Annotated in this window: 18 protein-coding genes; 2 read left to right on the forward strand and 16 right to left on the reverse strand. The window is 68.2% G+C overall.

The genetic code is table 11. The annotated features are described in order from the left end of the window. Positions 1–92: 92 nt before the first annotated feature. The 13 genes from bamA to HUA74_RS40495 form a co-directional block, all read right to left on the reverse strand. Positions 93–2,339: an outer membrane protein assembly factor BamA gene (gene bamA, locus HUA74_RS40435; RefSeq protein ID WP_371817389.1), complete on the reverse strand. Its 2,247-nt coding sequence runs from the start codon at positions 2,337–2,339 to the stop codon at positions 93–95. Between the two features lie 298 nt (positions 2,340–2,637). Continuing rightward, positions 2,638–3,312 (reverse strand): ABC transporter ATP-binding protein, encoded by a 675-nt coding sequence (locus HUA74_RS40440; protein WP_141647327.1) that lies wholly within the window; start codon positions 3,310–3,312, stop codon positions 2,638–2,640. Positions 3,313–3,314: 2 nt separating this feature from the next. Further along, positions 3,315–5,708: an ABC transporter permease gene (locus HUA74_RS40445; RefSeq protein ID WP_174458861.1), complete on the reverse strand. Its 2,394-nt coding sequence runs from the start codon at positions 5,706–5,708 to the stop codon at positions 3,315–3,317. A gap of 12 nt (positions 5,709–5,720) precedes the next feature. Beyond that, a complete protein-coding gene (lysS, locus tag HUA74_RS40450; protein ID WP_174458862.1) occupies positions 5,721–7,253 on the reverse strand; it encodes a lysine--tRNA ligase in 1,533 nt (510 codons plus the stop codon). Positions 7,254–7,326: 73 nt separating this feature from the next. Further along, a complete protein-coding gene (locus HUA74_RS40455; protein ID WP_141647330.1) occupies positions 7,327–7,710 on the reverse strand; it encodes an anti-sigma factor in 384 nt (127 codons plus the stop codon). Then, entirely contained in the window at positions 7,707–8,333 is a 627-nt protein-coding gene (locus tag HUA74_RS40460) for an RNA polymerase sigma factor (protein WP_141647331.1), read from the reverse strand. Before HUA74_RS40460 ends, HUA74_RS40455 begins: the two co-directional genes overlap by 4 nt. A gap of 125 nt (positions 8,334–8,458) precedes the next feature. Continuing rightward, a protein-coding gene (gene prfB, locus HUA74_RS40465) for a peptide chain release factor 2 (protein WP_246137653.1) occupies positions 8,459–9,581 on the reverse strand; the annotation gives its coding sequence in 2 pieces (ribosomal slippage) (positions 8,459–9,511 and positions 9,513–9,581; 1,122 coding nt in all). Positions 9,582–9,650: 69 nt separating this feature from the next. Continuing rightward, positions 9,651–10,979, reverse strand: a complete 1,329-nt coding sequence (locus HUA74_RS40470; protein WP_174458863.1) for a DUF4105 domain-containing protein — start codon at positions 10,977–10,979, stop codon at positions 9,651–9,653. 100 nt (positions 10,980–11,079) lie between these two features. After that, positions 11,080–11,937, reverse strand: coding sequence for an rRNA maturation RNase YbeY (gene ybeY, locus HUA74_RS40475; protein ID WP_141647334.1), 858 nt, complete (start codon positions 11,935–11,937; stop codon positions 11,080–11,082). A 22-nt stretch (positions 11,938–11,959) separates the two neighbouring features. Then, positions 11,960–14,452, reverse strand: coding sequence for an HD family phosphohydrolase (locus HUA74_RS40480; RefSeq protein WP_174458864.1), 2,493 nt, complete (start codon positions 14,450–14,452; stop codon positions 11,960–11,962). Between the two features lie 135 nt (positions 14,453–14,587). Then, the gene (locus HUA74_RS40485) at positions 14,588–15,682 is read right to left on the reverse strand and encodes a PhoH family protein (RefSeq protein WP_174458865.1); all 1,095 of its coding nucleotides are present in this window, start codon (positions 15,680–15,682) and stop codon (positions 14,588–14,590) included. An 81-nt stretch (positions 15,683–15,763) separates the two neighbouring features. Next, positions 15,764–16,885, reverse strand: a complete 1,122-nt coding sequence (locus tag HUA74_RS40490; RefSeq protein WP_174458866.1) for a DUF4388 domain-containing protein — start codon at positions 16,883–16,885, stop codon at positions 15,764–15,766. A 4-nt stretch (positions 16,886–16,889) separates the two neighbouring features. After that, positions 16,890–19,070 carry a tetratricopeptide repeat protein gene (locus HUA74_RS40495; RefSeq protein ID WP_174458867.1) on the reverse strand — a complete coding sequence of 727 codons (2,181 nt, stop codon included), beginning with the start codon at positions 19,068–19,070 and terminating at the stop codon, positions 16,890–16,892. 186 nt (positions 19,071–19,256) lie between these two features. On the opposite strand from HUA74_RS40495, the gene mazG reads away from it, so the two are divergent. Both mazG and rpsT read left to right on the forward strand, forming a co-directional pair. After that, the gene (gene mazG / locus HUA74_RS40500; RefSeq protein ID WP_254624218.1) at positions 19,257–20,393 is read left to right on the forward strand and encodes a nucleoside triphosphate pyrophosphohydrolase; all 1,137 of its coding nucleotides are present in this window, start codon (positions 19,257–19,259) and stop codon (positions 20,391–20,393) included. 136 nt (positions 20,394–20,529) lie between these two features. Then, entirely contained in the window at positions 20,530–20,802 is a 273-nt protein-coding gene (gene rpsT / locus HUA74_RS40505; RefSeq protein WP_141647340.1) for a 30S ribosomal protein S20, read from the forward strand. A gap of 74 nt (positions 20,803–20,876) precedes the next feature. On the opposite strand, the gene HUA74_RS40510 is transcribed toward rpsT, so the two are convergent. From HUA74_RS40510 to leuS, 3 genes are all read right to left on the reverse strand, one after another. Further along, positions 20,877–21,392 carry an LptE family protein gene (locus HUA74_RS40510; RefSeq protein ID WP_174458869.1) on the reverse strand — a complete coding sequence of 172 codons (516 nt, stop codon included), beginning with the start codon at positions 21,390–21,392 and terminating at the stop codon, positions 20,877–20,879. Positions 21,393–21,423: 31 nt separating this feature from the next. Next, positions 21,424–21,918, reverse strand: a complete 495-nt coding sequence (locus HUA74_RS40515) for a hypothetical protein (protein ID WP_371817386.1) — start codon at positions 21,916–21,918, stop codon at positions 21,424–21,426. Positions 21,919–22,033: 115 nt separating this feature from the next. Beyond that, positions 22,034–24,535, reverse strand: coding sequence for a leucine--tRNA ligase (gene leuS, locus HUA74_RS40520; protein ID WP_174458870.1), 2,502 nt, complete (start codon positions 24,533–24,535; stop codon positions 22,034–22,036). Between the last annotated feature and the right edge of the window lie 657 nt (positions 24,536–25,192).

Below are 25,192 nucleotides of genomic sequence, written 5' to 3' on the forward strand. Positions count from 1 at the left end.
CCTCAGGGAAGGGTACAGGGTCCGACGTCAGACGCCCGGGCTTGTTCAACCCTTCCCGCCAGGGCGGGGCCGGGACGACGGACGATGGCTTATCAGAAGAAGTTGCCGATAGTGAACTCGAACAGAATCCGGTCGTCTTCCGGCCGCCTGGTCAGCGGGATGCCCCACTCGAAGCGCAGGGGACCAATCGGGCTGAACCAGCGGAAGCCAAAGCCCGCGGAGTGGAAGAGGCCGAGCGGCAGCTTGTCCTGTCGGTCCTGGAAGAACCGTTCGTTCGAGGCGAAAGCATTGCCCGCGTCATAGAAGAGCACGCCGCGCAGGCCGGCCTTCTCGAAGATGGGGAACTCGAGTTCGAAGTTGAAGACGAGCTGCTTGTTGCCGCCGACGAGGAAGTCCGTGACGGTGGCGTCCGGGTTGCTGGAGCGGGGCACCTTCACCGAGGGGCTGATGCTGCGCAGGTAGTAGCCGCGGACGCTGTTGATGCCACCCACGTAGTACAGCTCGGAGATGGGCAGCGGACTGTTCGAATCCAGCTGCTGGATGTAGCCGATGGTGGCGTTCGTCTTGAACACGAAGCCCAGCGGCATCGGGAAGTACAGGCGCGAGTAGGCCGTGTACCGGTTGAAGAGGAACGTGCCGCCCATGAAGTCCGGCGCCAGCTCCACCGAGCCGTAGTGGATGAAGCCGCGCGAGGGGAACAGGCGGTTGTCTCGGCGGTCGAACGACAGCGAGAGCCGGGCCGCGCTGGTGGTGCCGGAGAGGAACTGGTTGGCCAGGAGCACGGCGCCCAGGTTCGAGCCCGCCTCCACGTTCACCCACTCACGGGTGTAGCCGACCGTGCCGAGCAGGTCGTCGATGAACTGGTAGCCGATGGAGATGGTGCCACCGGTGGAGTTGCGGATGAAGCCGTCGTAGTCGGCCTGGACTCGGAAGAACTCCGCGGACAGCAGGTAGTTGGTGTCCAGGAAGTACGGGTCATAGAACGACAGCTGCACCAGGGAGCGCAGGCCGGAGATCTGCGCGGACGCGGAGACGCTCTGGCCCCAGCCCAGGAAGTTGTTCTGGGAGATCTGCGCCGTGAAGATGAAGTTCTCCACGTTGGAGAAGCCGAGGCCGACCTGGAAGGTACCGGTGGCCTTCTCCTTCACCTCCACGTGCAGGACGATGGTGTCGTCCGTGCTGCCCGCGCTCTGAGTGATTTCCACCGTCTCGAAGAAGCCCAGCGCGGTGACGCGCTCCTTGCTGCGGCGCACACCGGTGCCGCTGTAGAGTTCGCCTTCGTACACACGCAGCTCGCGGCGGATGACCTTGTCGCGCGTCTTGCTGTTGCCGACGACGTCGATGCGCTCGATGGTGACCTGGGGGCCCTTCTGCACGTCGAAGGTCAGGTCCACCGTGCGGTTGTCCGCGTTGACGCTGGTGACGGGGTTGATGTTCGCGTACGCGTAGCCCCGGTCGAAGTAGATGTCCGACACGCCGACGATGTCCTGCGACAACTGCGAGCGGTTGAAGCGCTGGCCCGGCGTCGACTTCATCAGCTCGGCCATCTTCTCCTTCGACACGTCGGAGAGCAGGTCGCCAGAGAAGTCGATCTTCCCGATGTCGTAGGGCTCACCCTCGACGATGCGCAGGGTGATGTAGATGTAGCGCTTGTCCGCGGACAGCTGGACGGTGGGCTTGTCGATCTTGACGTTGATGAAACCGCGGTCGTAGTAGGCGATCTGGATGACGGCCAGGTCGCGCTGGAAGGCCTCTTCGCGGTAGGTGCCCTCGCCCGTGAAGAAGGACAAGAAGCCTCCCTCGCGGGTGATCATCGTCTCCTTGAGCACCGACGCGGGGACCTTCTCCGCGCCAATCAAGGTGATCTGCTTCACCATCACCTTGGCGTGCTCGTTGATGATGATGATGACGTCCACGCTGTTGTTAGCGCCGCCCTCGTTGGGCTTGATCTGGTACGTCACCTCCGCGAGGAAGAAGCCCTTCTCCACGTACTTGGCCTGGATCTTCTTCACCGTGCTGCGCACGGTCTCCAGCTCCAGGATGGTGTTGGGCTTGACCTCGATTTCCTCCTTCAGGTCGTCCCGGCTGAGCTCCTCGTTGCCCTTGAGCGTCACCAGGCGGACGATGGGCCGCTCCTCGACGCGGACGACGTAGGCGACGCCGCGCGGAAGCCGCTGCACGAGCAGCTCCACGTTCTGGAAGTACCCCAGGGCCCACACGGCCCGGAGGTCCTCGGCGCTGCGGGCGGACGCCAGGGACTGGCCGACCTTGGTGCGCAACGCGCGGCGGATGGCCTCGGCCTCCACGCGCTTGTTTCCTTCGACGCGAACCTCCACCACCCGGTTGAGGTCATCCTCGGACGCGGGGGCGGCGTCGGCGGGGGCGGCGTCGACAGGGGCGTCCTGAGGACGTTCAGAGGCGGGGGCAGGGGTGCTCGGAACCGGGGCCGCGGAAGGCGCACCCCCGTTCACCTGCGCCTGGACGGAGCCAGGCACGAGCGACCACAGGACGACCGCTAGCAGCGGGAGCAGTGACTTGCGGGACAGAACGGGGTGCCTCAAGGGGAGACCGGCCAGAGAAAGGCGGGGCAATGTACGGGAAGGGGCGCGACGCCCTCAATCCAAAAGCGCGGAGCCATCAAGCCTCCGACACCTGCCCGCCAGCCAGCCGCAGGCGGCGGGGCATGGAACGGGCGAGCGTCTCATTGTGGGTGACGACCACGGCGGTGATGCCCAACTCCCGATTGACGTCTCTCAGGAGCTGGTGGATGCCCTCGCCCGTCGCCGGGTCCAGGTTTCCGGTCGGCTCGTCGGCGAGCAGGACCGCGGGTTTGAGAACCAGGGCGCGGGCCAGGGCCACCCGCTGGGCTTCACCACCGGACAGTTCCCCTGGCCTGTGGTCCACCCGCTGACCCAATCCCACCCGCTCCAGGAGTTCCCGGGCATAACCGTAGGCCCCGGAGCGCTCCCGGCGCTGGATGAGGGCCGGCATGGCCACGTTCTCCAGGGCGGTGAACTCCGGCAGCAGGTAGTGACTCTGGAAGACGAAGCCCATGGTGCGGTTGCGGAACTCGGCGATCTCCGCGTCGTTCATGTCGAACACGGAGCGGCCATCGAAGAAGACCTCGCCGGCGGCGGGGGCGTCCAGGGTGCCCAGCACGTGAAGGAATGTGCTCTTCCCCGCGCCGGAGGCTCCCACCAGCGAGACGAGCTCCCCCTTGCCGATATCGAGCGACACCGCACGCAGCACGTCAATGCGCTTGCCGTGCAGGAAGTAGCTCTTGAAGACGTTGCGGATGGACAACAGCGTCATGGCTACTCCGCCTTGAGCCCTTCCACCGGTTCCACGCTGCTCGCCTTGAGGGCCGGGTAGATGGACGCCAGGTAGGTGACGAGCACCGCGATGACGACAGCCAGCGCGGTCTGCAAAGGTTCGATGCGCACCGGCAGCGCGGGAATGTAATAGACCTCCGGGTCCAGCTTGATGCCGACCTTCTCGATGAAGAGACACCAGGCAAGGCCGGAGAACAGGCCCAGCAGGCCTCCGGCGACGCCAATCTGGAGCCCTTCCGCGAGGAAGATCTTCACGATGCCGCCATCGGGGACACCGAGCGCCTTGAGGACGGAGATCTCCTTGCGCTTCTCCAGCACCAGCATGATGACCGTGGCGACGATGAGGCCCGCGGCGACGATGATGATGATGGAGAGGATGATGCCCATCACCAGCTTCTCCAGGCGCAGCGCGGAGAAGAGGTTCTTGTTCATCTCGCCCCAGTCGCGGGCGCGGTAGGGGTACCCACCGAGCAGCTTCACCACCTGGCCGGAGATACGCCGGGCATCGTCGATGTCGAGCACCTTCAGCTCGATGCCGGACGCGCCCTGGATGTTGAAGAAGTCCTGCGCTTCCTTGAGCAGGATGTAGACGAACTTGGAGTCGTACTCGTACATCCCCGAGTAGAAGACGGCCGCCACGCGGAAGGCCCGGTTCTTGGGGATGGGCCCCGTGGGTCCCAGCTCCGTGCCCAGGGGCGACACCACGTTCACCCGGTCGCCCACGACCACGCGCAGGGACGCGGCCAGTTCGCGGCCGATGACGATGCCGGGCAGCACGGGCGGCTTCGTCGGCTTGCCGGAACGGCGGATGATGTCGTCTCCGCCCTCCTCCCCTGCCCCGCCCCCCTCGGGCGTCTCCGACTCTTCCTCGTCCAGTCCGCGCGAGAGGATCTTCTCCGGCGTGTAGAGGATGTCGAGCGAGCCGTTGCCGAGGATGTTGCGGGGCAGGTCCGTGACCTCGCCCACCGTGGCCGGGTCGATGCCCTTGATGATGACGCCGTCGACGTTGCCCTCGGAGGCAATCATCACCTGGTTGATGATGAACGGCGTCTGCCCAGCGATGCCGGGCACCTTGCGGATGGACTCCATCACCTTGGAGTACTCAGGAAGGTCGCCGGCATACCGCGTCACCACCGCGTGCGCGTTGGTGCCCAGAATCTTCTTCTGGAGGTCCGCCTCGAAGCCGCTCATCACCGACAGGACGATGATGAGGGCCATGACGCCCACGCCCACGCCGCCCACCGACAGCGCGGTCATCATCATGGTGGGCGACTGCTCGCGCAGCTTCAGCGAGTGCAGCGCCTCCGACGCGGCCAACGGGTCCGACAGGCCCAGCGCGCGGATGCGGGTGCGCTCCACCGCGGCCTCGGCGGCGCGGATGATGAAGTACACGAGCAAGGGCGGGATGATGCCGAACATCAGCACCGCCAGCGTCCCCAGCAGCAGCGACGGGCGGAAGACGGCCACGTGGCGGCGGGCGACGAACAGCTCGAAGCCCAGCTTCAGGTCCACGCGCCCACTGCCGGCGGCGACGAAGCCCGTGTTGATGCCCAGCACCAACGCCAGCACCAGGCCGGTGAAGGTCAGCCAGTACGCCAGCTCGGGGCGGCCGAGCAGGCTCGCCACGTACGTCACCTCGCGCAGCCGGTAGCCCAGTTGGAGCTGGAGCCACGGAATCCGCTCCATCAAGGTGAGCAGGAGGGGGACGGGCAGCCCCAGGTAGAGGACGCCGATGGTGGCTTCCGGCAGCGACAGCCGCTGCGCGCGAGACGCCCCCACGAAGCCGGAGATGAAGGCCACCGCGGCGGCAATCACCAGGGAGATGGCGAACGCCCCGGTGGGAGGCAGCGACAGCCCTCCGCCCGAGTCCTTCGCCGCGCTCAGGTCCGAGGAGGGCACGCCACTGGACAGCACCGTCTGGAGGAGGACGAGGACCAGCTCCGCGAGCAGGATGCCGCCGCCGTAGGCCCCCAGCGTGCTCCAGTAGAAGTCCCGGTAGCGCGCCAGACGCGGGTACAGCGGAGCCCCGGCCGCGAGGCTCGGGCCCTCCGTCGTCGCCGGCGCGCGCTGGGTCCCCAGCGCGACCAGTCCCCAGCCCAGCAACCAGATGAGCGTGCCGGAGACGAGCGACCAGGACCCGGCGGGCGGCAGCGAGTCCTTCACCGCGGCATGCACCGGCAGGAGGGAGGCCCCGTTGATGGCCTGGAGCACCCCGCCCCAGCCGAAGAGGGACAACCCCAGCGCGGAGCTCACCTCCGCCCAGGCGCCGGACGCGGAGATGGACCACCCGAGCAGGATGAATCCGACCAGGGCCACGAGGGCCCCGGCCCAGAGGAGAATCCAGCGGTGGACGGTCTGCCGTTCTGCCGAGTGCACTTGGCCTCCTGGCTACTTCGCCAGTGGCTTGAGGAGGGGGAACAGGATGACGTCGCGGATGCTCTGAGAGTCCGTGAACAGCATCGCGAGACGATCAATCCCGATGCCTTCGCCCGCCGTGGGAGGCATGCCGTGCTCGAGTGCCCGGATGTAGTCCTCGTCGTAGTCCATCGTCTCCTGCTGTCCGCGCTGCTTGGCGTCGAGCTGGGCCTGGAAGCGGCCCTTCTGGTCCAGCGGGTCGTTCAGCTCGGAGAAGGCGTTCGCGATTTCCCGCCCCGCCACATACAGCTCGAACCGGTCCGCGATTTCCGGATTCTGGTCGTTCCTGCGGGCCAGCGGGGAGACGGCGGTGGGGAAATGGGTGATGAAGGTGGGATGAATCAGGGTGTGCTCGACGTGGGCCTCGAAGAGGGCGCCCACCAGCTCCCCGTGGTTCATCGTATCAATCGCGCGCCGCTCGGACTCGCCATGCGACGTCTTGAGCAGCTCGTGGCGCAGCTTGTCGGCGTCCGCCATGTCCTTGTCGGAGAGCGTCCCGCCGCCCACGGCCTCGCGGATGGCCTCCACCATGGAGATGCGCTTCCAGCCCTTGCCGAAGTCCAGCACATGCTCGCCGTACTTCACCTTGGTGTCGCCGGTGACGGCCTTGGCCGCCTCGGAGATCATCTCCTCGCTCAGGTCCATCAGGTCCTCGTACGTGGCGTACGCCTGATAGAACTCGAGCATGGTGAACTCGGGGTTGTGCCGGGTGCTGACGCCCTCGTTGCGGAAGTTCCGGTTCACCTCGTAGACGCGCTCCAGGCCGCCCACCACCAGTCGCTTCAGGTACAGCTCTGGAGCGATGCGCATGTACAGGTCGATGTCGAGCGCGTTGTGGTGCGTGGAGAACGGCCGCGCCGCGGCACCCGACACCAGCGGGTGCATCATGGGCGTCTCCACCTCGATGAAGTCACGGCCGTCGAGGAAGGAGCGGATGAAGCGGACGAGCTTGTTGCGCCGGAGGAAGGTCTGCTTCACGTCCGGGTTGGACACGAGGTCCAGGTAGCGCTGGCGGTAGCGGATCTCCACGTCCGTCAGGCCGTGCCACTTCTCCGGCAGGGGCCGCAGGGACTTGGTGAGCGGCGCGAACTTCGTCGCCGCCAGCGTCAGCTCGCCCGTCTTCGAGCGGAACAGCGTGCCGGTGACGCCCAGGAAGTCGCCCAAGTCACACAGCTTGAAGACCTCGTAGCCTTCCGCGAGCGCGTCCTTCTTCATGTGGACCTGGATTTCGCCGGAGCGATCTCTCAGCTTGATGAAGGCGGCCTTGCCAAACGAGCGCATCGCCACGAGCCGACCCGCGACGTCGTAGGAGACGGGGGTCTGCTCCAGTGCTTCGGGGGTGTCATCAGCGTGTTTCGCGAGGATGTCGGCCGCGAGGTGCTGGGGGCGGTGGCCATTGCCGTAAGGGTTGAAGCCGGCCTCACGCCATTTCGCGGCCTTCTCCAGCCGCTGGTCGTAGATTTCCTGCTCCTTCGAGCCCAGTTCGTTGTTCTGGTCGTCAGCCATCGCGCGCCCTTCCAAGAGGCGCGGCACCGTAGCCAAGGCTCCCTCAGGACGCAACGCAACACATCGGGAAGCTTCAGGGGGCCGCCATCAACAGGAAGGCAGCGACCGCCGCGGCCAGCAGCAGGGGAATGAGAATCTCCACTGGAAAGCGGTGCTGCATGTGCGCCATGTGCAGGCCCTTCAGCCCGAAACGACGCTGGCGGCGCACTCGAGTCATCACCAGCGACGCCAGCGCGGGCGGGGCCTTCTCGCGCTCCACGCCCTGGAGACGTCGTACGGTGCGCGAATATCCCTCCCACCCCTGGCGGCACTCGTCGCAGCCGTCCAGGTGCGTACGCACCGCCTGCGCCTGGGGGGCGGGCAGCTCGTCGTCGGCGAGCGCGAAGAAGAGGGCCTTGGCCTCGCGGTGGTTCAGGTGCGGGTCCACGTCCGGGAGTCTGCGATGGAATCCACTCATGGCTCAAGCCGCCCCAGGAGGTTCGCCAGCTTTTCGCGCGCCCGGTGGAGCCGGCTCTTCACCGTGCCCTCGGGCAGTTCGGTAATGTCGACGATTTCGTCGTAGCTCAGCCCTTCGATGTCTCGCAGGGCCACCAGCATGCGTGCGTCGGGCTCGAGCTGGGAGATGGCCCACTGCACCCGGGCCCGCTCACGCGCGGACTCCAGCGCGGCATCCGGTGCGGGCGGAGCTCCAGGCCCGTCCACCCACAGGGTGCTCGTCTCGTCGTACTCCTCCGAGCGGCCCCTGCCTCGACGCTTCAGGTACTTCAGCCGGTTGATGCAGTGGTTCTTGGTGATGCGGAACAGCCAGGTGGACAGCTTCGCGTCCTCGCGGAAGCGGCGGACGTTCTGGTGCACGCTGACGAAGATTTCCTGCACCAGGTCGTGGGCTTCCTCGCGGTCCCCCACCATGCGGACACAGAAGTCGTAGAGCCGGTCCTGATGCGTGCGCACCAGTTGCTCGAAGGCCTCGGGTTCGCCCTGGCGCAGCCGGGCCAGCAGGACCGCGTCCTCGCGCCGTGACGCGGTCGCATCCGCGGCCGGCCCGTCCTGTCCGATTTCGAGCACGCCGCCCGGCGACACCAGTGTCCTCCCGCGACAGCCCCTCCGAGGAGGAAGGGCCACTGCCCCTTCAAGCCTATCCCGTTCCCCTGCCCCACCGCGCCTCCGACAACAAGGCGCGGAAAAAGGTTCCCGGGTGTCGGGGGCTAATCCATCGCCGCGTTGCGGTTGGGGTTCTTCACCCCCAACAACTGCGCGGTAATGAACTCCTCCAGGTCGCCGTCCAGCACTGCGTCCACGTTGCCCGTCTCCACACCGGTGCGCAGGTCCTTCACCATGCGGTAGGGGGCCAGCACGTAGGAGCGGATCTGCGAGCCGAAGGAGATGTCCTTCTTCGCGGCCTCGGCGGCGTCGCGCGCGGCCTCGCGCTTCTTCATCTCCAGCTCGTACAGGCGGCCTCGCAGAATCTTGAAGGCCATTTCCTTGTTGGCCGACTGCGAGCGCTCCGTCTGGGTGGTGACGATGATGCCCGTGGGAAGGTGGCGCAGCTGAGCGGTGGAGGACGTCTTGTTCACCTTCTGTCCACCCGCGCCGCTGCCTCGGATGAACTTCAGCTCGATGTCCTTCTCGGGGAGGTCGATCTGGATGGCGTCATCCACCTCCGGGTAGACGTCCACCGACGCGAAGGCCGTCTGCCGCCGCGCGTTGGCGTCGAACGGGGAGATGCGCACCAGCCGGTGCACGCCCACCTCGGCCTTGAGGTAGCCGTAGGCGAAGTCGCCTTCGATGCGCAGCGAGACGTTCTTGAAGCCCGCCTCCTCGCCCGGCACCTCGTCGCTGATCTCCACCTTCCAGCCCTTCGTCTCGCAGTAGCGCGTGTACATGCGCAACAGCATGGCCGCCCAGTCCATCGAGTCGGTGCCACCGGCGCCGGCGTTGATGTCCATGAAGCAGCTGCTGCGGTCCTGCTCGCCGGACAGCATGCGCGCCAGCTCCAGCTTCGCGACGTCGCCGTCCAGCCCCGCGAGCGAGCCCTCCGCCTCCCGGGCCGTGTCCTCGTCGCTCATCTCCGCCGCCAGCTCCAGCAGCGTCTGCGCGTCGTCCAGCCCGCGCATCACCCTGTCGTAGGAGGCCACGCCCGCCTCCAGCGCGGACTTCTCCTTCAACATCGACTGCGCCTTGGTGTTGTCGTCCCAGAAGGTGGGCAGCGTGCTCTCACGCTCAATCAACGCGATGCGGGACCGCTTGCGGTCCAGGTCAAAGATGCCCCCGGAGCGCCAACACGCGCTCCCGAAGGCCGTTGATCTTCTCCATCGAATCGTTCGCCATGTCTTGTTCTCCGCGGGCGCGCGGTGCCGTCAGCGGCCACCGCGTGGAAGTAGTTTGAAAACGAAAGCGTCAGGGCGTCTTGAGCGGAGCGACGGTGTCGCCACGGTCCGCTGACGCGCGGTGGGTCCCGGTGAAGCGCGCGAGGACACGGTCCAGGCTGAAGGCCCCCGCCATCCCGATGGAGATGGGCAGGATGAGCGCGATGAGCCGCCCGTTGTCCTGGTCGAACGGCGGGAAGAGCTTGAGCAGGATTCCCAGCACCGCCGTCACCGTGAGCACGCCCCAGACCGTGAAGAGCCGGGCTCGCGCCTTCGGGTTGCCCCGCATCAGCGACACACCAAAGGGCACCGCCAGCAGCGTCAGCGGGTTTGCCAGGAACAGGTTCTCGTTCCGGTAGACCACCGTGTGGTCCGTCACCAGCCACATGACGAAGAGCGCCGTGCCTGGAATGCCCAGCACCAGTCCCAGCAGCGCGTTCTCCAGACCGAGCAGCACCCGCGCCAGCCGGCTCCCCCGCTTGCGCTCCCAGGCAGCCAGTCCCAGCGCCCCGCCGCCCAACATCAGGCCCAGCGCGAGAAGCCAGGGGCCCCAGGCGGGCGGCTCGGCGGGGGGACGCGCGCGGTCGGGCGACGCGTAGTAGTTCCAGCTCCTGGCCACCAACGGCCGGGACTGACCATCCGCGCCCTTCAGCTGGAGCGCCGCCACCTGCGTCTCCAACTCGTCCGGGAGGAAGGCTTCCTCCCAGCGGGTGATGGGGTGGTCGATCTCATCGTTCATCATGAAGTCGAGCAGCACGCTCATCGGCGCATTCACCGACGTGTAGCGCCGCGTGTGCTCGCGCAGCGTCATCCGGCCCGGGGCCCGGTCCGCCTCGCGGAGCTGTCCACCCGTGGCCCCGTCAATCATGTCCCGCAGACGCGTGACACAGTTGTCGTTGTAGTGGTGATACAGATATTCGCGATTCTCCGGCAGGACATTGTCGGCCAGTCGCTTTGCGACCTGCTGTCGCTGCTCCGGAGTGAGGTTCAGCTCCTGGATGCGGACGTCGCGGTCCTCGGCTCGGTAGAAACCATAGGTCCTGTCGACGCGCGCCTGCCCGACCCAGAACTCCAGCCGTCCCATCGCGAAGCGGGCGAGCATCGCGTCGTCGAAGGAGAACATCCCGTAGTTGTAGAGGCGCGCCACGCCGAGCCGGCGGTCCTCCACCACCAGCGAGCCATGTCCCCACCACGAGGGCACGTCGTCGCCCGGGCTGAAGGTGGCCAGCGAGATGACGAGGTCCTCGCCCTGGCTCTCCCCCGTTCCCCAGGGAGGCACCAGGTCCGAAGCAGCCGCGCGCGCGGGAGCCGCGAGCAACAGGCCGAGCAGGCAGAGAGCGATGAGCGACAAGCGAGGCATGGCTTTGTCCAACACGCGGGAGGCGGCCTACCTATCATGCACGCCGTCCGACTCAATCGACAGGATGCCGGATTGTCCGCCAGGGGGCCGTGCGAGGCCCCTACATCAGGCTGCGGGCCCGGCGGGCCTTCGCGTCCACCTGGAGCGAGTCCGCCACCATGCCGCGCTCCCCCAGAAGCTCTTCCTCCAGCGCCGCCATCCGCTTCGCATCACGCGGGCGCTCGTGGTCGTGTCCCAGGAGGTGCAGCAGCCCGTGCGCCAGGTAGCGCGCCATCTCCGACTCCAGCGTGCGGCCATACTCCTTCGCCTGTCGCTTCGCCGTGTCCAGGGAGATGACCACGTCGCCCAGCGGGCGCGGGCCCGGCGTCCCCCGGGGCTGCTCGCCCGCGGGGAAGCTCAGGACGTCCGTCGCCTTGTCCTTGTCCCGCCAGGTGCGGTTGAGCCGACGGATGGCGCGGTCATCCACCAGCGACAGCGACAGCTCGCAGTGGGCCAGCGACAGGCGCTTCAGGTAGTCCCGGGCCCACGTCGTCAGGAGCCGGCCGAACTCCTTGCCCTGCCCGTGCGCGACCTGCACCGTCACCACGTTCTCCTTCTCCCGGGGCGCCGGCGCTTCCATGTGCGCGCGCTCCGGACGGAAGGCCGGCGCGCAGACGGACCAGTAGTCACACGCGCCCTTGCCGTCGTTGCGGTACACCACGCGCTTGCCGCGCGGCACCATGCCCACCTCGCCCGCGGGGATGCGCTCGCGGCGCCCCTCCACCACGAGCGTCAGCTCCCCCTTGAGGACGATGACCACCTCGTCGAACTCGGGTCGCTGAGCCGGCTCGGCCCAGCCCGGAGGCGCCAGCATCCGCGCCACGGACGCAGCATCCGTCCCCGTCGTCGCCGCGCCCACGAACTCCTCGATGCGCTTGCCGTCATCCCTCGGGATGACCTTGCCCTTGCGAAGTCTCACGCCGTCACTCCCCGCATCCCACTCACAACGCCCCCGCCGAGCGAGGCTTGTCCTTCGCCTCCACGGCCTTCCCACCCGCCACCACCAGCGGCGGCGCCTTGCCGCCCCCCACCGCACCGGCCGGATAGACGGGACGCGTGTGGTAGATGCCCTCCAGCGTGTGCAGGAAGGACTGGGAGATGAGGTTCAGGTCCTTCAGCGTCAGGTCGCACTCGTCCAGCTGCCCCTCGGAGAAGATAAGGTTGATGATCTTCTGCACCTGCGCATGCAGCTTCGTGCTGGTCGGGTCCGTCATGGACCGCGTCGACGCTTCCACCGCGTCGGCGATCATCACCAGCGCCGCCTCGCGGAACTGCGGCTTCGGTCCCGGATAGCGGTAGATGCTCTCGTCGATGGGCGGCGCGCCTTCCTTGCCCTCCTGCTCCTTCAGGGCCTTGTGGTAGAAATACCCCACCGTGCGCGTGCCGTGGTGCTGCGGAATCGCATCCGCCACCAGCTTGGGAAGCCGGTACTGCCGCGCCATCTCCAGCCCCTCCGTCACGTGGCGCTTGATGATGACGGCGCTCATCGCGGGCGCGAGCGCGTCATGCCGGTTCTCGCCCTTCTGGTTCTCCCCGAAGTACAGCGGGTTCCGACCCTTGCCGATGTCGTGGTAGTACGCGCACGAGCGCGCCAGCAGCGGATTGGCGCTGATGGTCTCCGCGGCGTTCTCCACCAACGTGCCGATGATGATGGAGTGGTGGTACGTGCCGGGCGCCTGGACGATGAGTTCCTTGAGCGCCGGGTGGTTGAGGTTCGCCAGCTCCAACAGCTTGATGTCGGACGCGTAGCCGAACGTCATCTCGATGAGCGGCGTGAGCGCCATCACCATGACGGGCACCGCGAGTGACGAGCCGATGAACGCGCTCACCGCGGTGATGGCCGTGTCCGCCGACAGCCCCTTGCCCTCCACCAGGAACAGGAAGAGCACCGCCACCGTGTTGGCCGCGCCCGTGACGAGTCCCGCCCGGAAGATGCCCACGCGGTCCTTCGCCTTGACGATGCGGTCGGCCGCCACCAGCGAGCCCACCAGCGTGTAGATGCCAAACGCCAGCGAGTTGCCCAGCATCACGCCCGCCAGACAGGCGAAGACCATGGCGAAGAAGAGCGCCAGCTCCTGCGTGAGGATGAAGCGCACCAGCATGGCGCCGGCCGCCACCGGGAACACGTAGTAGAGCGCCTCGATGGGCAGCGCCGTGTACCGGTCCTGGATGGCGTCCGCGATGGACACCCACAGCTGCAACAGGGCCAGCGTCCCCACGAGCAGGATTCCCAGCAGCAACCCGTCCTTGCGGGTGGGCCGGAAGCGTCGGAACGCGCTGATGCAGAAGAAGTACGAGGCGACCACCAGCAGCGCCACCAGCCCCGTGCCCCCCAGTTGCACCTGCACCAGGTCCAACCGGTCCGTCTCCGCGCGCATCCCGCGCAGCACGACGAGGTGCCCTTCGTTCACCAGCTCGCCATCACCGATGACACGCTGGCCCTTCTTGATGGAGATGACCGCGTCCTTCACCGCCTGCGCGGCCTGGTGACGTCGCGCGTCCGTCTCCGCGATGTTGATGGTGAGGTTGGGCCGCACCAGCCGCTTGGCCAGCCGCAGCACGGCGCGGCGCTGCACACCTGGCGCGTCCGGGAGGAGGTTGCCGGGGATGGAGGCGAAGCGGTCCAGCTCCTGGTGCGCCTCGCGAATGTCCACCACCTGTGGCGCGCCGTTGGGCAGCGTGTCCTCGCCCTTGTTCACCACGTCCCGGACGGTGAGCCCCTGGGGCGCCTCTCGCGCCAGCTCCTCCCGGGAGCCCGCGACGTGCACGGGCCCCTGCTCCGAACGGTAGGCCCGCTCCAGAAGCACCAGCGTGGCGGCCTCCACCTCTTCCGAGAACCCCTTCCCGTAGAGCGCCTGGAAGTCCTCCGCCTCCAGCCCCGCGTCACGCTGGCCGAAGAGCAACTCCTGGAGCTCCGCCTGCATCGACTCGCGGCCTCGGCGCTCGCGCTCCACCTGTTCGGGGGTCGGCGCGGGGTGGCGGCGCGGCTTCTTGCCGTCCTCCGGCTCGACGGCCGGCTGGGCGTCCGTCAGCTCCGTGAGCCGCTCCCGCATTGTCGCGAAGGAGGCTCGGACCACGGTGCGCAGATGTCCCACCACCGCGGGGTTCAGGTCATAGACGGGTTTGACGGCGGCCCGGGCGTCCTGGCGCCGCTGGGTCGTCATGGCCCGGTGGACGACCTCGTAGTCGCGCGCGGCCTTGAAGCCCGCGGGAGAGCTGGCCCGGAAGGGCTTGCCGAGGTTCTCCTCCGCGAGCGCGGGAATCTGCTGGCTGTAGAGGCCCGGGGAGATGACGAAGCCCGCCCCCACCGAGACGGCCAGCAGGAGGAACACCTGGACCGCACGCCGCCCCCAGACGCCTTTTCCCAACCCAAGGCGTGCTGCGAGCGCGTCCAACGGACTGGGCGCGGGGGACTGCGGTTCCGGTTCGTCCATGGAGGTCCTCACCCTAGATAGGGGCCGTGGCTCCATCAAGGCCGCAGCGCCCCGGAAAATTCACGGGGGCGGAAATACGAATGCCCGCCCGCCAGGGTACGGGCGGGTGGGCATAGGTAGGCCAGAGCCCGAAGTTCAGCCGACAGCGGCCTCGGGAGTCACGGGAGCCAGGGGCGCGGCCCCCTTGTCCAGGGTCGAAGCGGAGTGGGCGGCCGCGCGAGCGTGCTGGGCCTCCTTCTGCGCCAGCTCCGCCTTGTCGTAGGCGCGGATGACCTCCTGGACCAGCGGGTGCCGGACGACGTCCACGTCGGAGAACTCCGCAAAGTGGATGCCTTCGATGTTCTTGAGCACCGTCCGCGCGTGATTCAGGCCGGACATCTTCCCGGTGGGAAGGTCCACCTGCGTCACGTCGCCGGTGATGACGGCCTTGCTGTTGTAGCCCAGGCGCGTCAGGAACATCTTCATCTGCTCCACGGTGGTGTTCTGCGCCTCGTCGAGGATGACGAAGGCATCGTTGAGGGTGCGGCCACGCATGAAGGCCAGCGGCGCCACTTCCACGACGCCCTCTTCCACCAGGGTCGCCGCGCGCTCGGCGGCCATCATGTCGTGCAGCGCGTCGTAGAGCGGACGCAGGTAGGGATTCACCTTCTCCTGCATGTCGCCAGGCAGGAAGCCCAGCTTCTCACCCGCCTCGACGGCGGGACGCGCGAGGATGATGCGCTTGACCTTGCGCTCCTGGAGGAAGGCCACGGCCATCGCCATGGCCAGGTACGTCTTGCCCGTACCCGCGGGGCCCACCCCGAAGACGATGTCGTGGGCGCGGATGGCGTCCACGTAGCGCTTCTGGGCGATGCTCTTCGGAGCAATCTGCCGGTTGCCGGAGCTCTTGAGCACCGGACCGAGCATGACCTCCTGGAGCGACTCCGCGCCCCGGCCGAGCACCTTGATGCCCTGCTCCACGTCCTCGCGGTACAGGGGGCGGCCCGCGCGAATCATCCCCTCCAGGTTCTCCAGGAGGCGCACGGAGAAGGCCACGGCGTCAGCGGGGCCGGACAGATGGAACTCCGTGCCCCGTTGTCCCACCCGGACCCCGAGGCGCCGCTCCATCAGCTTGAGGTTTTCGTTCTGGTTGCCGCACAGCGCCATGGCCGTCTCATTGTCCCGAACGTCCACCTTGGCGGAGGTGGTCGAGACGGCTGCGGTCGCTTCCAACGTGGCGGGATTTCGCAATGCGTGTCGTTCCTCGGTCGGTACCGCTGTCTTCAACGTAACGCCGCCCCCCAGGCTCCGAAAGACGACTTTGGGTGAAGGCTAGCGCAAGGGTGGCAGGAGGACGAACCGCCGAGCGGCCAGCCGCCGGTAGTAGTACTCCTCCCGCCAGGGGTATCTGAGTTCCTCCGAACTCAACAAACCAGCTTGCACCAAAGCATCCAATCGCTCTGGCAGCTCACCGCGTTCCAGACGGAACACTTCCAGCGCGGCCTCGATTCGGACGCGTTGGGCATCGGAAACATGACGCTGCGCCGCGGCGTCGGCGAACGCGGTGGCCGCGCGAGTGCGCTCCGGATCCGCCAGCGCCACCCTCGACACCACCACCGCCAGCACCGCCAGCACGCCCATGGTGGCGATGACGCGTCCCACCGCGCCCCCCAGGCGGGAGAGCAGGCGCTCGTCCCCTGGCGCGGGAGCCCGAGCCCCCTCGGGGTGGATGACACGCACGTACTCGCCTCGCACGAGGTTGTGCAGGGCCTTGCAGGTCTCGAACTCGCCCAGGCAGCAGACGTCCACCAGCTTTCGCAGGTCGCGGCCCAGCGCGATTTCGTCATACACGCGCCGCTCGGTGGTGGCGATGACGCCCAGCTCCCCACCCTCCTCGCCTTCGCGCGGAGGGGGCAGCGCCTTGATGCGCTCGAAGGAGAGGTCGTCGCGGTGGATGGACTTCCGGATGACGGGCCACTCGTCCACCATCCGGAAGCCCTCCATGAGCACCGTCTCGGCGCGCAGGGGGCGGATGGCCTCGGCGTCAGGCTCCACCGGCTCCTGGATGAACTCGTAAGTGCCGGCCTTCCACGTGAAGAGGCGGTAGAGCGTCTCCGTGGCCTGCAACTGCATCATCGACTGGAAGCGGTCCGCGGTGAGGGCCTGACTGGAGACGAGCACATCGCCCAGTCGCTTGAGGGTGCGCCGCTGCGTCTCCAGCGCGGCCTCCAGCTGCGTCTCGGTGATGAGTTCGGCGCGCACCAACATCGCGCCGATGAGGTCCTTGCGCTTCCGGGTGACGCTTTCGACCTTGATGATGTGGCCGTCGCGAAAGCCGATGCGGACTTCCTGGTCCTTGTTGTCCAGTTGGAGCGAGCCCGTCTTCTGCTGCTGCCCGATGAGCTGCAGGATGTCGCCGATGCCGAAGTCCTTGAGCGTTCCCTTCAGGGACATGGTCTCACTCCCCTTGCCGCAGCCGGTGCAGGCCGCGCAGCGACAGCAGGTGGACGCTCACCAGCAGCAACACCGCCGGCACCAGCTTGAGATACAGCGGCGCGTCCCCATGGGGCGCTCGCACCAGTCCGTGGTGCAGCAGCGTCGCGGCCAGCGCGAAGAGGAAGAGGAAGGCATACAGCGCGCCGCGCACCGCGCCTCCAGAGAACACATGCCCGGCGCCCGACAGCACCGCGCCCACCGCATACGTCACCCGGCCCGCCCACGCCTGATGACGCTGCACCTGATCCGCCTTGCGCTGCCGCAGTTGCTGCGGCACCAACCCCCGGCGGGAGAAGACGTTCACGCACTGACCGCACTGAGCGCTGCCGATGCCCAGCTCCGGATCACACCGCACGCAGACCGGGCGGCCACAGCGCTCGCACACCTTCGCGGCCCTCAGCCTCTGTGCCAGGAGGCCCCAGAAGACCAGCAGCACCGCCGCCACGGCCGGCAGCGCCCAGGCCACCGGCCCTGGCTCCACGCCCGGCAGCAGCCAGCGCTCCAACTGCGCTTCCACCCGCCGCCCCGCTTCTGTTCCATCCGCGAGCGACAACCACTCCGACTCCGGCAGCGCCGGCGCCAGCATCAGCAGGTTCAACAGCAGCCGGTCCTCCGGGGGTGGCTCGCGCCGGAGCAGCGCGCCGTCCAGCGCCTGCGCGGAGGCCGTGGCGGTGGTCACCCGCTCCATCGCCTTGCCCACCTGCTCGTCCGGCAGCGTCTTGGCCTGTCGGCGGTAGACCTGCGCGATGTTGTAGTGCGGGGCCGCCATCTGCGGATCCGCCTGCGACGCCTGCACGTAGAGCTGAGCCGCCCCATCCACGTCCCCCAGCCCCACCAGCGCGTTGCCAAAACGGGTCAACAGCCGGGCATCCCCGTTGCGCACGGCCGAGGCCGCCTTGAAGTGCAGCCGGGCATCCTCCAGCAGCCCTCGACGTGACTCGTACTGCCCCAGCGCCGCCAGCTCCGGGAAGGTGGCCGCGCGCGCTTCGTGCCGGGCCTTCACCCGAGCCATGGCGCCCTCGGCGGACAGGCCGCCGCGCTCCAGCAGATATACGTCCTCGGCGGGCGTGCCCGCGAAGGCCGTCACCCGGGTGAGCTGTCCCGCGGCCAGCGGCGTCAGCCCCAGTCCCGCCATCAGCACCGCCGCCACCACCCGCTCCTGCCGGGTGAGGTAGGGCACCACCACCGCCAGCAACACGAGCAACCGGGGCACCAGACCCATTCCCAGTGTCAGAGGCAGGCCCAGGAGCAACACCCCCAGCAGCGCGGACTGCCACCGGGCCACCGCGCGCGGCAGCAGGTGGTGGAAGTCGTGCAACGCGTAGCGCACCCGCCGAAGGAACAGCAGCCCCACCAGCGCCACCGCCGTGGCCGACCACGCCAGCAGCATCAGCGAGCCGAGGTCCGCGAGCGCCGGTCCGCGATAGCGAGGGTCCAACGCCATCGACACGAAGGCCGCTCGCAGCTCCCCCAGGTAGCGGCCCGGCTCCGCCGGGGACGACAGCGCGTAGAGTTCCGCCAGCCCGAAGCGCGTGAGCGGCAACCGGGGCGACAGCTCCACCGCCAGCTCCGCCAGCCGAAGCGCCCCCCCCATGTCACCCGCCCGCCTGCGCACCTCCGACTCGCGCAGGAAGCCGATGCTGATGGGCTCCAGGTCCGCCGCGAGCAGCTCGCGCTTCAGCGTCACCAGCTCCTGCTGCGCCTTCTCCGCCGTGGCGGAGTCATTCGTCGCACGCGCCTGCCGCCACCGGTCCCACACCGCCAGCACCTCGTCGTCCGACACGCGAGGCGCCAAAATGGGACTGAGCACCGGCCTGGGCGCGATGACGACGGGAGGCGGCTCGACCGGAGCAGGCGTCACGGCGGTCTTCGAGGGAACCGGGACGGCCGGGGCCTTCCCCTTCGCGCCCCTCGGGGACTTCCGGGGGACGTCGTCCGGGTCGGACTCGGACTCACCGTCGTCGACGGCACCCTCGTCGGCCGGCTCGGTCGTGTCGTAGGACTCGTCCTGGAGGTCGGGCTCGAGCGGACCGGGGTCCACCTCCTGGAGCCGCGTGGGCGCCTCGAGTTGAGCGGATGCCAACGCCGGAGTCAGGAGCAGCAGGCCCCAGAGGATCAGGGAGGAAAGCGGGAGGCGGATCATCCAGGGCTCGGATGATAGGCGAGCCCGGCCGAACCACGAAACGGAACGCCACCGCTCCCGCCTTTCCGGATGAGGCCCACGGCCCGCGTGTTAGAGGGACGCACGTCGCGGGACTGTCCCCGCCAGGAGGCGACCGTGAGCGAAGCGAGCACCCCCGGGACGGAGCTGGAACGTCTGGTGGCCATCATGAAGAGGCTGCGCGCCAAGGACGGCTGCCCCTGGGACAGGGAGCAGGACCTGGGCTCGCTCCGGCCCTACCTCGTCGAGGAAGCGTTCGAGGTCCTGGACGAGATGGACCGCGTCGCCTCGGGCGGGCCCTGGTCCCCCCTGTGCGAGGAGCTGGGCGACCTGCTCTTCCAGATTGTCTTCCACGCCCAGCTCGCCGCCGAACTGGGCGAGTTCACCATGGCCGACGTCAGCAAGGCCATCAGCGACAAGCTCACCCGCCGACACCCCCACGTCTTCGGCGACCTGCGCGGCGTGGACGGCTCCGAGCAGGTCCTGGCCAACTGGGCCAAGCTCAAGGCCGATGAGCGCAAGAGCAAGACGGGCAACGCGGGCTCCGTCCTGGACGGGGTGCCCACCGCCGCGCCCGCCCTCCTGCGCGCCGAGCGACTGACCGAGAAGGCCAGCCGCATCGGCTTCGACTGGCCCGACCTGGCCGGCGTGCGTGGCAAGCTGGCCGAGGAGCTGGTGGAGCTGGACGAGGCCATCGCCTCCGGAGAGCGCGACGCCATCGCGCACGAGCTGGGAGATGTCCTCTTCTCCCTGGCCAACCTCGCGCGCTTCGTGAAGACACCCGCCGAGGATGCCCTGCGCATGGCCATCCTCCGATTCACCTCCCGCTTCCAGCACATCGAGTCCGCCCTGAACTCCGAGGGTGTCCCCTTTGGCGGCGCCACCCTGGAGCACATGGAGCGCCACTGGCAGGCCGCCAAGGCGAAGGAGAAGTCCCTCCCTCCTCCCATGTCGCTGCCCCGCGCTCCGGTCTCCACGCTGCGCCTGGGCGTGGCGGACCTGGACGCCCAGCGCGCCTTCTGGGACTCGCTGGCCCCCACGCTGGGCTGGATCACCAGCCGCCCCGGGCCGGACGAGGCTCGCTACGAGGACGGCTCGCTGCGACTCATCTTCCAGCGCGCCTCCACCTCCTCCGCCGTGGGCACCCGCTTCACCCTGGAGGCCCCCTCCGCCCGCGCCGTGGAGCGACTGCGGCAGGAGGTGGAGCAGGCCCTCCCGGACGGAGTCCTGATCTTCTCAGCCGGAAATCTGACCTTCCGGGATCCGGCCGGGTTGGTGTGGGAATACACCCCCTTCTCCGGATGATTCCCCCCGCGTACCCGCTGATCCGCGTCCAGAGTCCGGAAAACCCGGCTGGACGCGCACGCCCGCCTTGACGCCTGCGAGGCGTCGCAGTAAGGACGGCCCCTCTTTTTAGCCTGCCTTTCGCTGGAGATTTCTCTTGGCCAACACCAAGTCCGCAGAGAAGCGTCACCGTCAGTCCCAGAAGCGCCGCGCCCGCAACGTCACCGTCCGTTCGGACGTGAAGACCGCGGTGAAGTCCGCCCGGGAGGCCATTGGCACCAAGGATGGCGCCAAGAAGACGGATGCGCTCAAGGCGGCTTCCAAGGCGCTGAGCAAGGCCGCGACCAAGGGCGTCCTGCACAAGCGTACCGCGTCCCGCCGTATCTCCCGCCTCGCCAAGGCCGCCACCAAGAGCGCGCGTCAGGCCTGATGCACCAAGGGGACTCCTCGGAGTCCCCTGCGCAGTTTCGGAAGCAGGCTCCCCGGGAGGAGGCATCCGCCTCCTCACCAGGTGCTGGCCAGCCGATCAAACCCGTCGTGCATGAGCACTTCCGCCAGCCGGTCCATGGCCGCCTGACGGTTGGACTCCGCCTCGAGAATGTCTCCACTCCCCGGCCGATAGTCCTCGGTCCCTGAGATGACCGTCTCCTGGGGCTGCTGACCATCGCGCACCAACCGCAGCCGCACCGTGGCGGAGACGCGGAAGAACCCCTCGAGGATGGTCGGCGAGCTCCACAGCACGAGCACCGTCCCCTCGACGCGCGCGTCGCACGCCCCCCCGCTCCCCAGCCGCCCCACCCGCGTCAGCTCCTGACGGAAGTAGCGCGTGAAGAGCGTCTCGAGCGCGGGCTCCGCCGTGTCGTTGCCGAAGATGGGCGCGCACACGGTATTGACGCCCGCGGGCAGGCCCGAGCCGCGCGGCGTCAGGCGATAGCCACACCCTGAAAACAACGCCGAGCAACCCGTCAGCAACACGGCCAGGTGGAGACGCCGTGAGGCACTTCTGAAGGGAAGCGACATGGCCGGCACCCTACCCGCCCGAAGCACTCCGTCAAGCGCGAGGGCCCTCGGGCGGCTCCGATGAGGGCGCGGTGAGCACGGCCCCGCCCGCATCCCTCACCACGACGCCTCGGGCCTTCACCGCGCCCGCCAGCGTGCTCCAGGCACCCAGCAGTCGCTCGTCCCGCTCAGAGCCCCGCCGCGCCAGCCCCAGGGGCCAGCGCAGCCGCCCTCCGGTGGACGTCTCCAGCACCAGCGCGTGCACCCGACACACCGCCGCCAGCAGGCCACCCAGCGCCGCCAGGCCGAACATCACGAGCTTCAGCGGGAGCCCCACGGCCACGAACCCCACCACCGCGAAGCCGCACAGCACCAGGGCCTCGAAGAAGGGACGCGACTCCAGCGTCAGCGCCCGGAGCTGGATGAGTTCCACGATGAGCGGGGGGACGGCGTCGGCCGCGCGGTAGGTGAGGCGCCCGCCCTCTCCGACGAGGGAGCGCCCTCCCCCCAGGTCCGCCGAAAGGAAGGGCCCGAGCGGTGTTGGCACGGGCGCCTCCGGGAGCGGGGCGCCGCAGGAGATGCACCGCGCACCGCCCGCCGGTTGGGGCTGGCCGCACGCGGTGCACATGACGAGGACCTCGGCGGGCACCCAGGGTCCCCGCTCAGCCGACGACGAAGTTCACCAGCCGCTTGGGCACGAAGACGAACTTGCGCAGCGTCTTGCCGGTGATGGCGGACTGCACCCGCTCATCCGCCTCGGCCGCCGCGCGCACGGCCGCCTCTCCCGCGTCCGCCGCCACGCGAATCTCCGCGCGCAGCTTGCCGTTCACCTGCACGGCGTAGGGGATGACGTCGTCCACCACCAGCGCCGGGTCGAAGTCGGGCCACGGCTGCGCGACGGTGAACTCCTTGCTCCCGTAGGCTTCTGCGATTTCGTCCGCGATGTGCGGCGCGAAGGGCGTGAGCACCACCGCGAGCAGGCGCACCGCCTCCGCCATGGCAGCCTTCTCCGCGGGCGTCTCCGGCGTCCCCGTCGCGGACAGCGCGTTGAGCCCCTCCATGATGCCGGCGATGGCCGTGTTGAAGGACAGCCGCTCGATGGCCTCCCCCACCCGCTTCAGGCACTTGTGCGCCGCGCGGCGGATCTCCAGCGCCTTGCCCTCGAAGGGGCCGTCATGCGTGGCACCCGCCACGGAGGCGTGGTGGGTGGAGGCCAGCACCCAGACTCGCTTGAGGAAGCGGAACACGCCCTCCACCTGATCGTCGGACCAGTCGAAGTCGCGCTCCGGCGGGCCAGCGAACATGACGTACGCGCGCGCGGTGTCCGCGCCGTACTCTTGGATGATGGAGGCCGGGGCGACGACATTGCCCCAGCGCTTGGACATCTTCCGGCCATCCGGACCGTTGACGATGCCCTGCGTAATCAGACGCTTGACGGGCTCGTCCACCGGGCTCAAGTCCAGCAGCTTCATCACCCGGGTCCAGAACCGGAAGTAGAGCAGGTGCATGACCGCGTGCTCGGGCCCGCCCACGTAGATGTCCACGGGCAGGAAGCGCTGGGCCTGCTTCGGGTCGAACGGCGCGGCGTCGTAGTGCGGCGACAGGTAGCGCGCGAAGTACCAGCAGGAGTCGACGAAGGTGTCCATCGTCTCCGCCTCGCGCCGAGCGGGGCCACCGCACTTCGGGCACGTGGTGTTCACCCACGAGGCGACCTTCGCCAGCGGGGGCTCGCCCTTGCCGGTGAGCACCTCCTGAACGTCGATTTCCGGCAGCTTCACCGGGAGCTGCTCCACGGGCACGGGGATGCCGTGGCGCTCCGGGTCGCACTTCTCGCAGTAGACGATGGGGATGGGCGTGCCCCAGTAGCGCTGGCGGCTGAAACCCCAGTCCTTCTGGCGGTACGTCACCGTGGCGCGGCCCTGGCCGTCCTTCTCCAGCTTCGCGGCCATCGCCGTGCGCGCCGCCTCGGACGTCATCCCGGTGTATTCACCCGAGTCCACCAGCACGCCGTAGTCGGTAAAGGCGGCCTCCAGCGCGTCGCCCGCCGGGAGCTTGTCGCCCGTGGCCGGCTGGATGACGACCTTCACCAGCAACGCGTACTTGCGCGCGAAGGCGAAGTCGCGCTCGTCGTGCGCGGGCACGCTCATCACCGCGCCCGTGCCGTAGTCGCTCAACACGAAGTTGGCGATCCAGATGGGCACCTGCTGGCCCGTGAAGGGATTGACGGCATGGGCGCCCGTGAAGATGCCCTCCTTCTCCGTGTCCTCTCCCGTCCGCTCCGTCTTGGACTGGGCCGCCATGCGCTTGACGAAGGCGTCCACGTCCACGCGGCGCTCGGGCGTCGTCACCTGCGCCACCAGCTTGTGGTCCGGCGCGAGCACCACGTAGGTGCAGCCGTAAATGGTGTCGATGCGCGTGGTGAAGACGCGCAAGGAGGCGTCATGGCCCTGGATGCGGAAGTCCGCCTCCGCGCCATCCGAGCGGCCAATCCAGTTGCGCTGCATCGAGGTGATGCGGTCCGGCCACTCCTTGAGCGTGTCCAGCGCGTCCAACAGGTCCTGCGAGAAGCGGGTGATTCGGAACGCCCACTCGGGCATCTCCCGGTCCACCACGGGCGACGAGCAGCGCTCGCACACGCCGTCCTTCACCTGCTCGTTGGCGATGACGGTGTGGCAGCCGGTACACCAGTTCACCTTGCTGAAGCGGCGATAGACGAGCCCGCGCTCCAGCATCTTGATGAAGAACCACTGGTTCCAGCGGTAGTACTCGGGCTGGCTGGTGTTGACCTCTCGCTCCCAGTCGTAGCTGTAGCCGAGGGTCTTCATCTCGTGCTTGAACGAGACGATGTTCTCCGCGGTGCGGATGGCCGGGTGCACGCCGTCCTTGATGGCCGCGTTCTCCGCCGGCAGACCGAAGGCGTCCCAGCCCATGGGATGAAGCACGTCGAAGCCGCGCATCAGGAAGTAGCGCGCGTACACATCCCCGATGAGGTAGTTGCGCACATGGCCCATGTGCATCTTGCCACTGGGGTACGGCAGCATCTCGAGCACGTATTTCTTCGGTGCGCCCGGGCGCTTGCCTGCCCGGAAGATGCCGGCCTCGTCCCAGCGGGCCTGCCACTTGCCTTCAATCGACTGCGGCTCGTAACGCTCGTTCATCGCCATATCCGCTGCGCCTCTTATGGGAGGGCCGGCCCTGGGGGCAACAAGTCTCGCCGGGCCCTCGTGCTCGCCGACACTCGGCGGGGACGGAGCCCTCCCCTCAGGCCGACGAGGCCGGATTTCTCCGGCTGACCTGAGTAAACCCGCGACCGGGGCCACTTCTGTCCCCGTCCAAGCCCCCGTCCGCCCGCTCCGCGCCTGCACGCGACGCGCTCGCCGCGCGCGCTGGGGGCCCGACCCCTCGCGCCAACGCGAGCCGCCACGGGCCGACGTGCGGGCTCTTCCGCGGGCCCGGCACCACCCATCCCGACGGGTTGGCCTCGGGGAGATCCACGATGTCTCCAGCCAGGTAGGGACGTGCTCTCCCCCTGTCGTGAGGCGGATCGCGCCCCGCGTCACCGCCGACTCGGTACGAGATCGGAATATTTCCGTTTGGATGGATTTGGCCAACATTCTTGAAAAACAAGGCTCGCCATTGACTGGTTCAGTTCAGACGGTGACGATTCGCGCCCACGGCACCTGCTGGGGGGGCCGTACCTACCGTTCGTTGCGAGGAAAGATCCGAATGACGCTTAAGAGAGCGTTGATTCCGGGGTGCGTGATCGCACTCTTCTCGTTGGAAACAATGGCGCAGGAAGCGAGCCCGCCTGCTCCGGAACC

Source organism: Myxococcus sp. CA051A (assembly GCF_013336705.1).
In the GTDB taxonomy this organism is placed as follows: Bacteria; Myxococcota; Myxococcia; order Myxococcales; family Myxococcaceae; genus Myxococcus; species Myxococcus llanfairpwllgwyngyllgogerychwyrndrobwllllantysiliogogogochensis.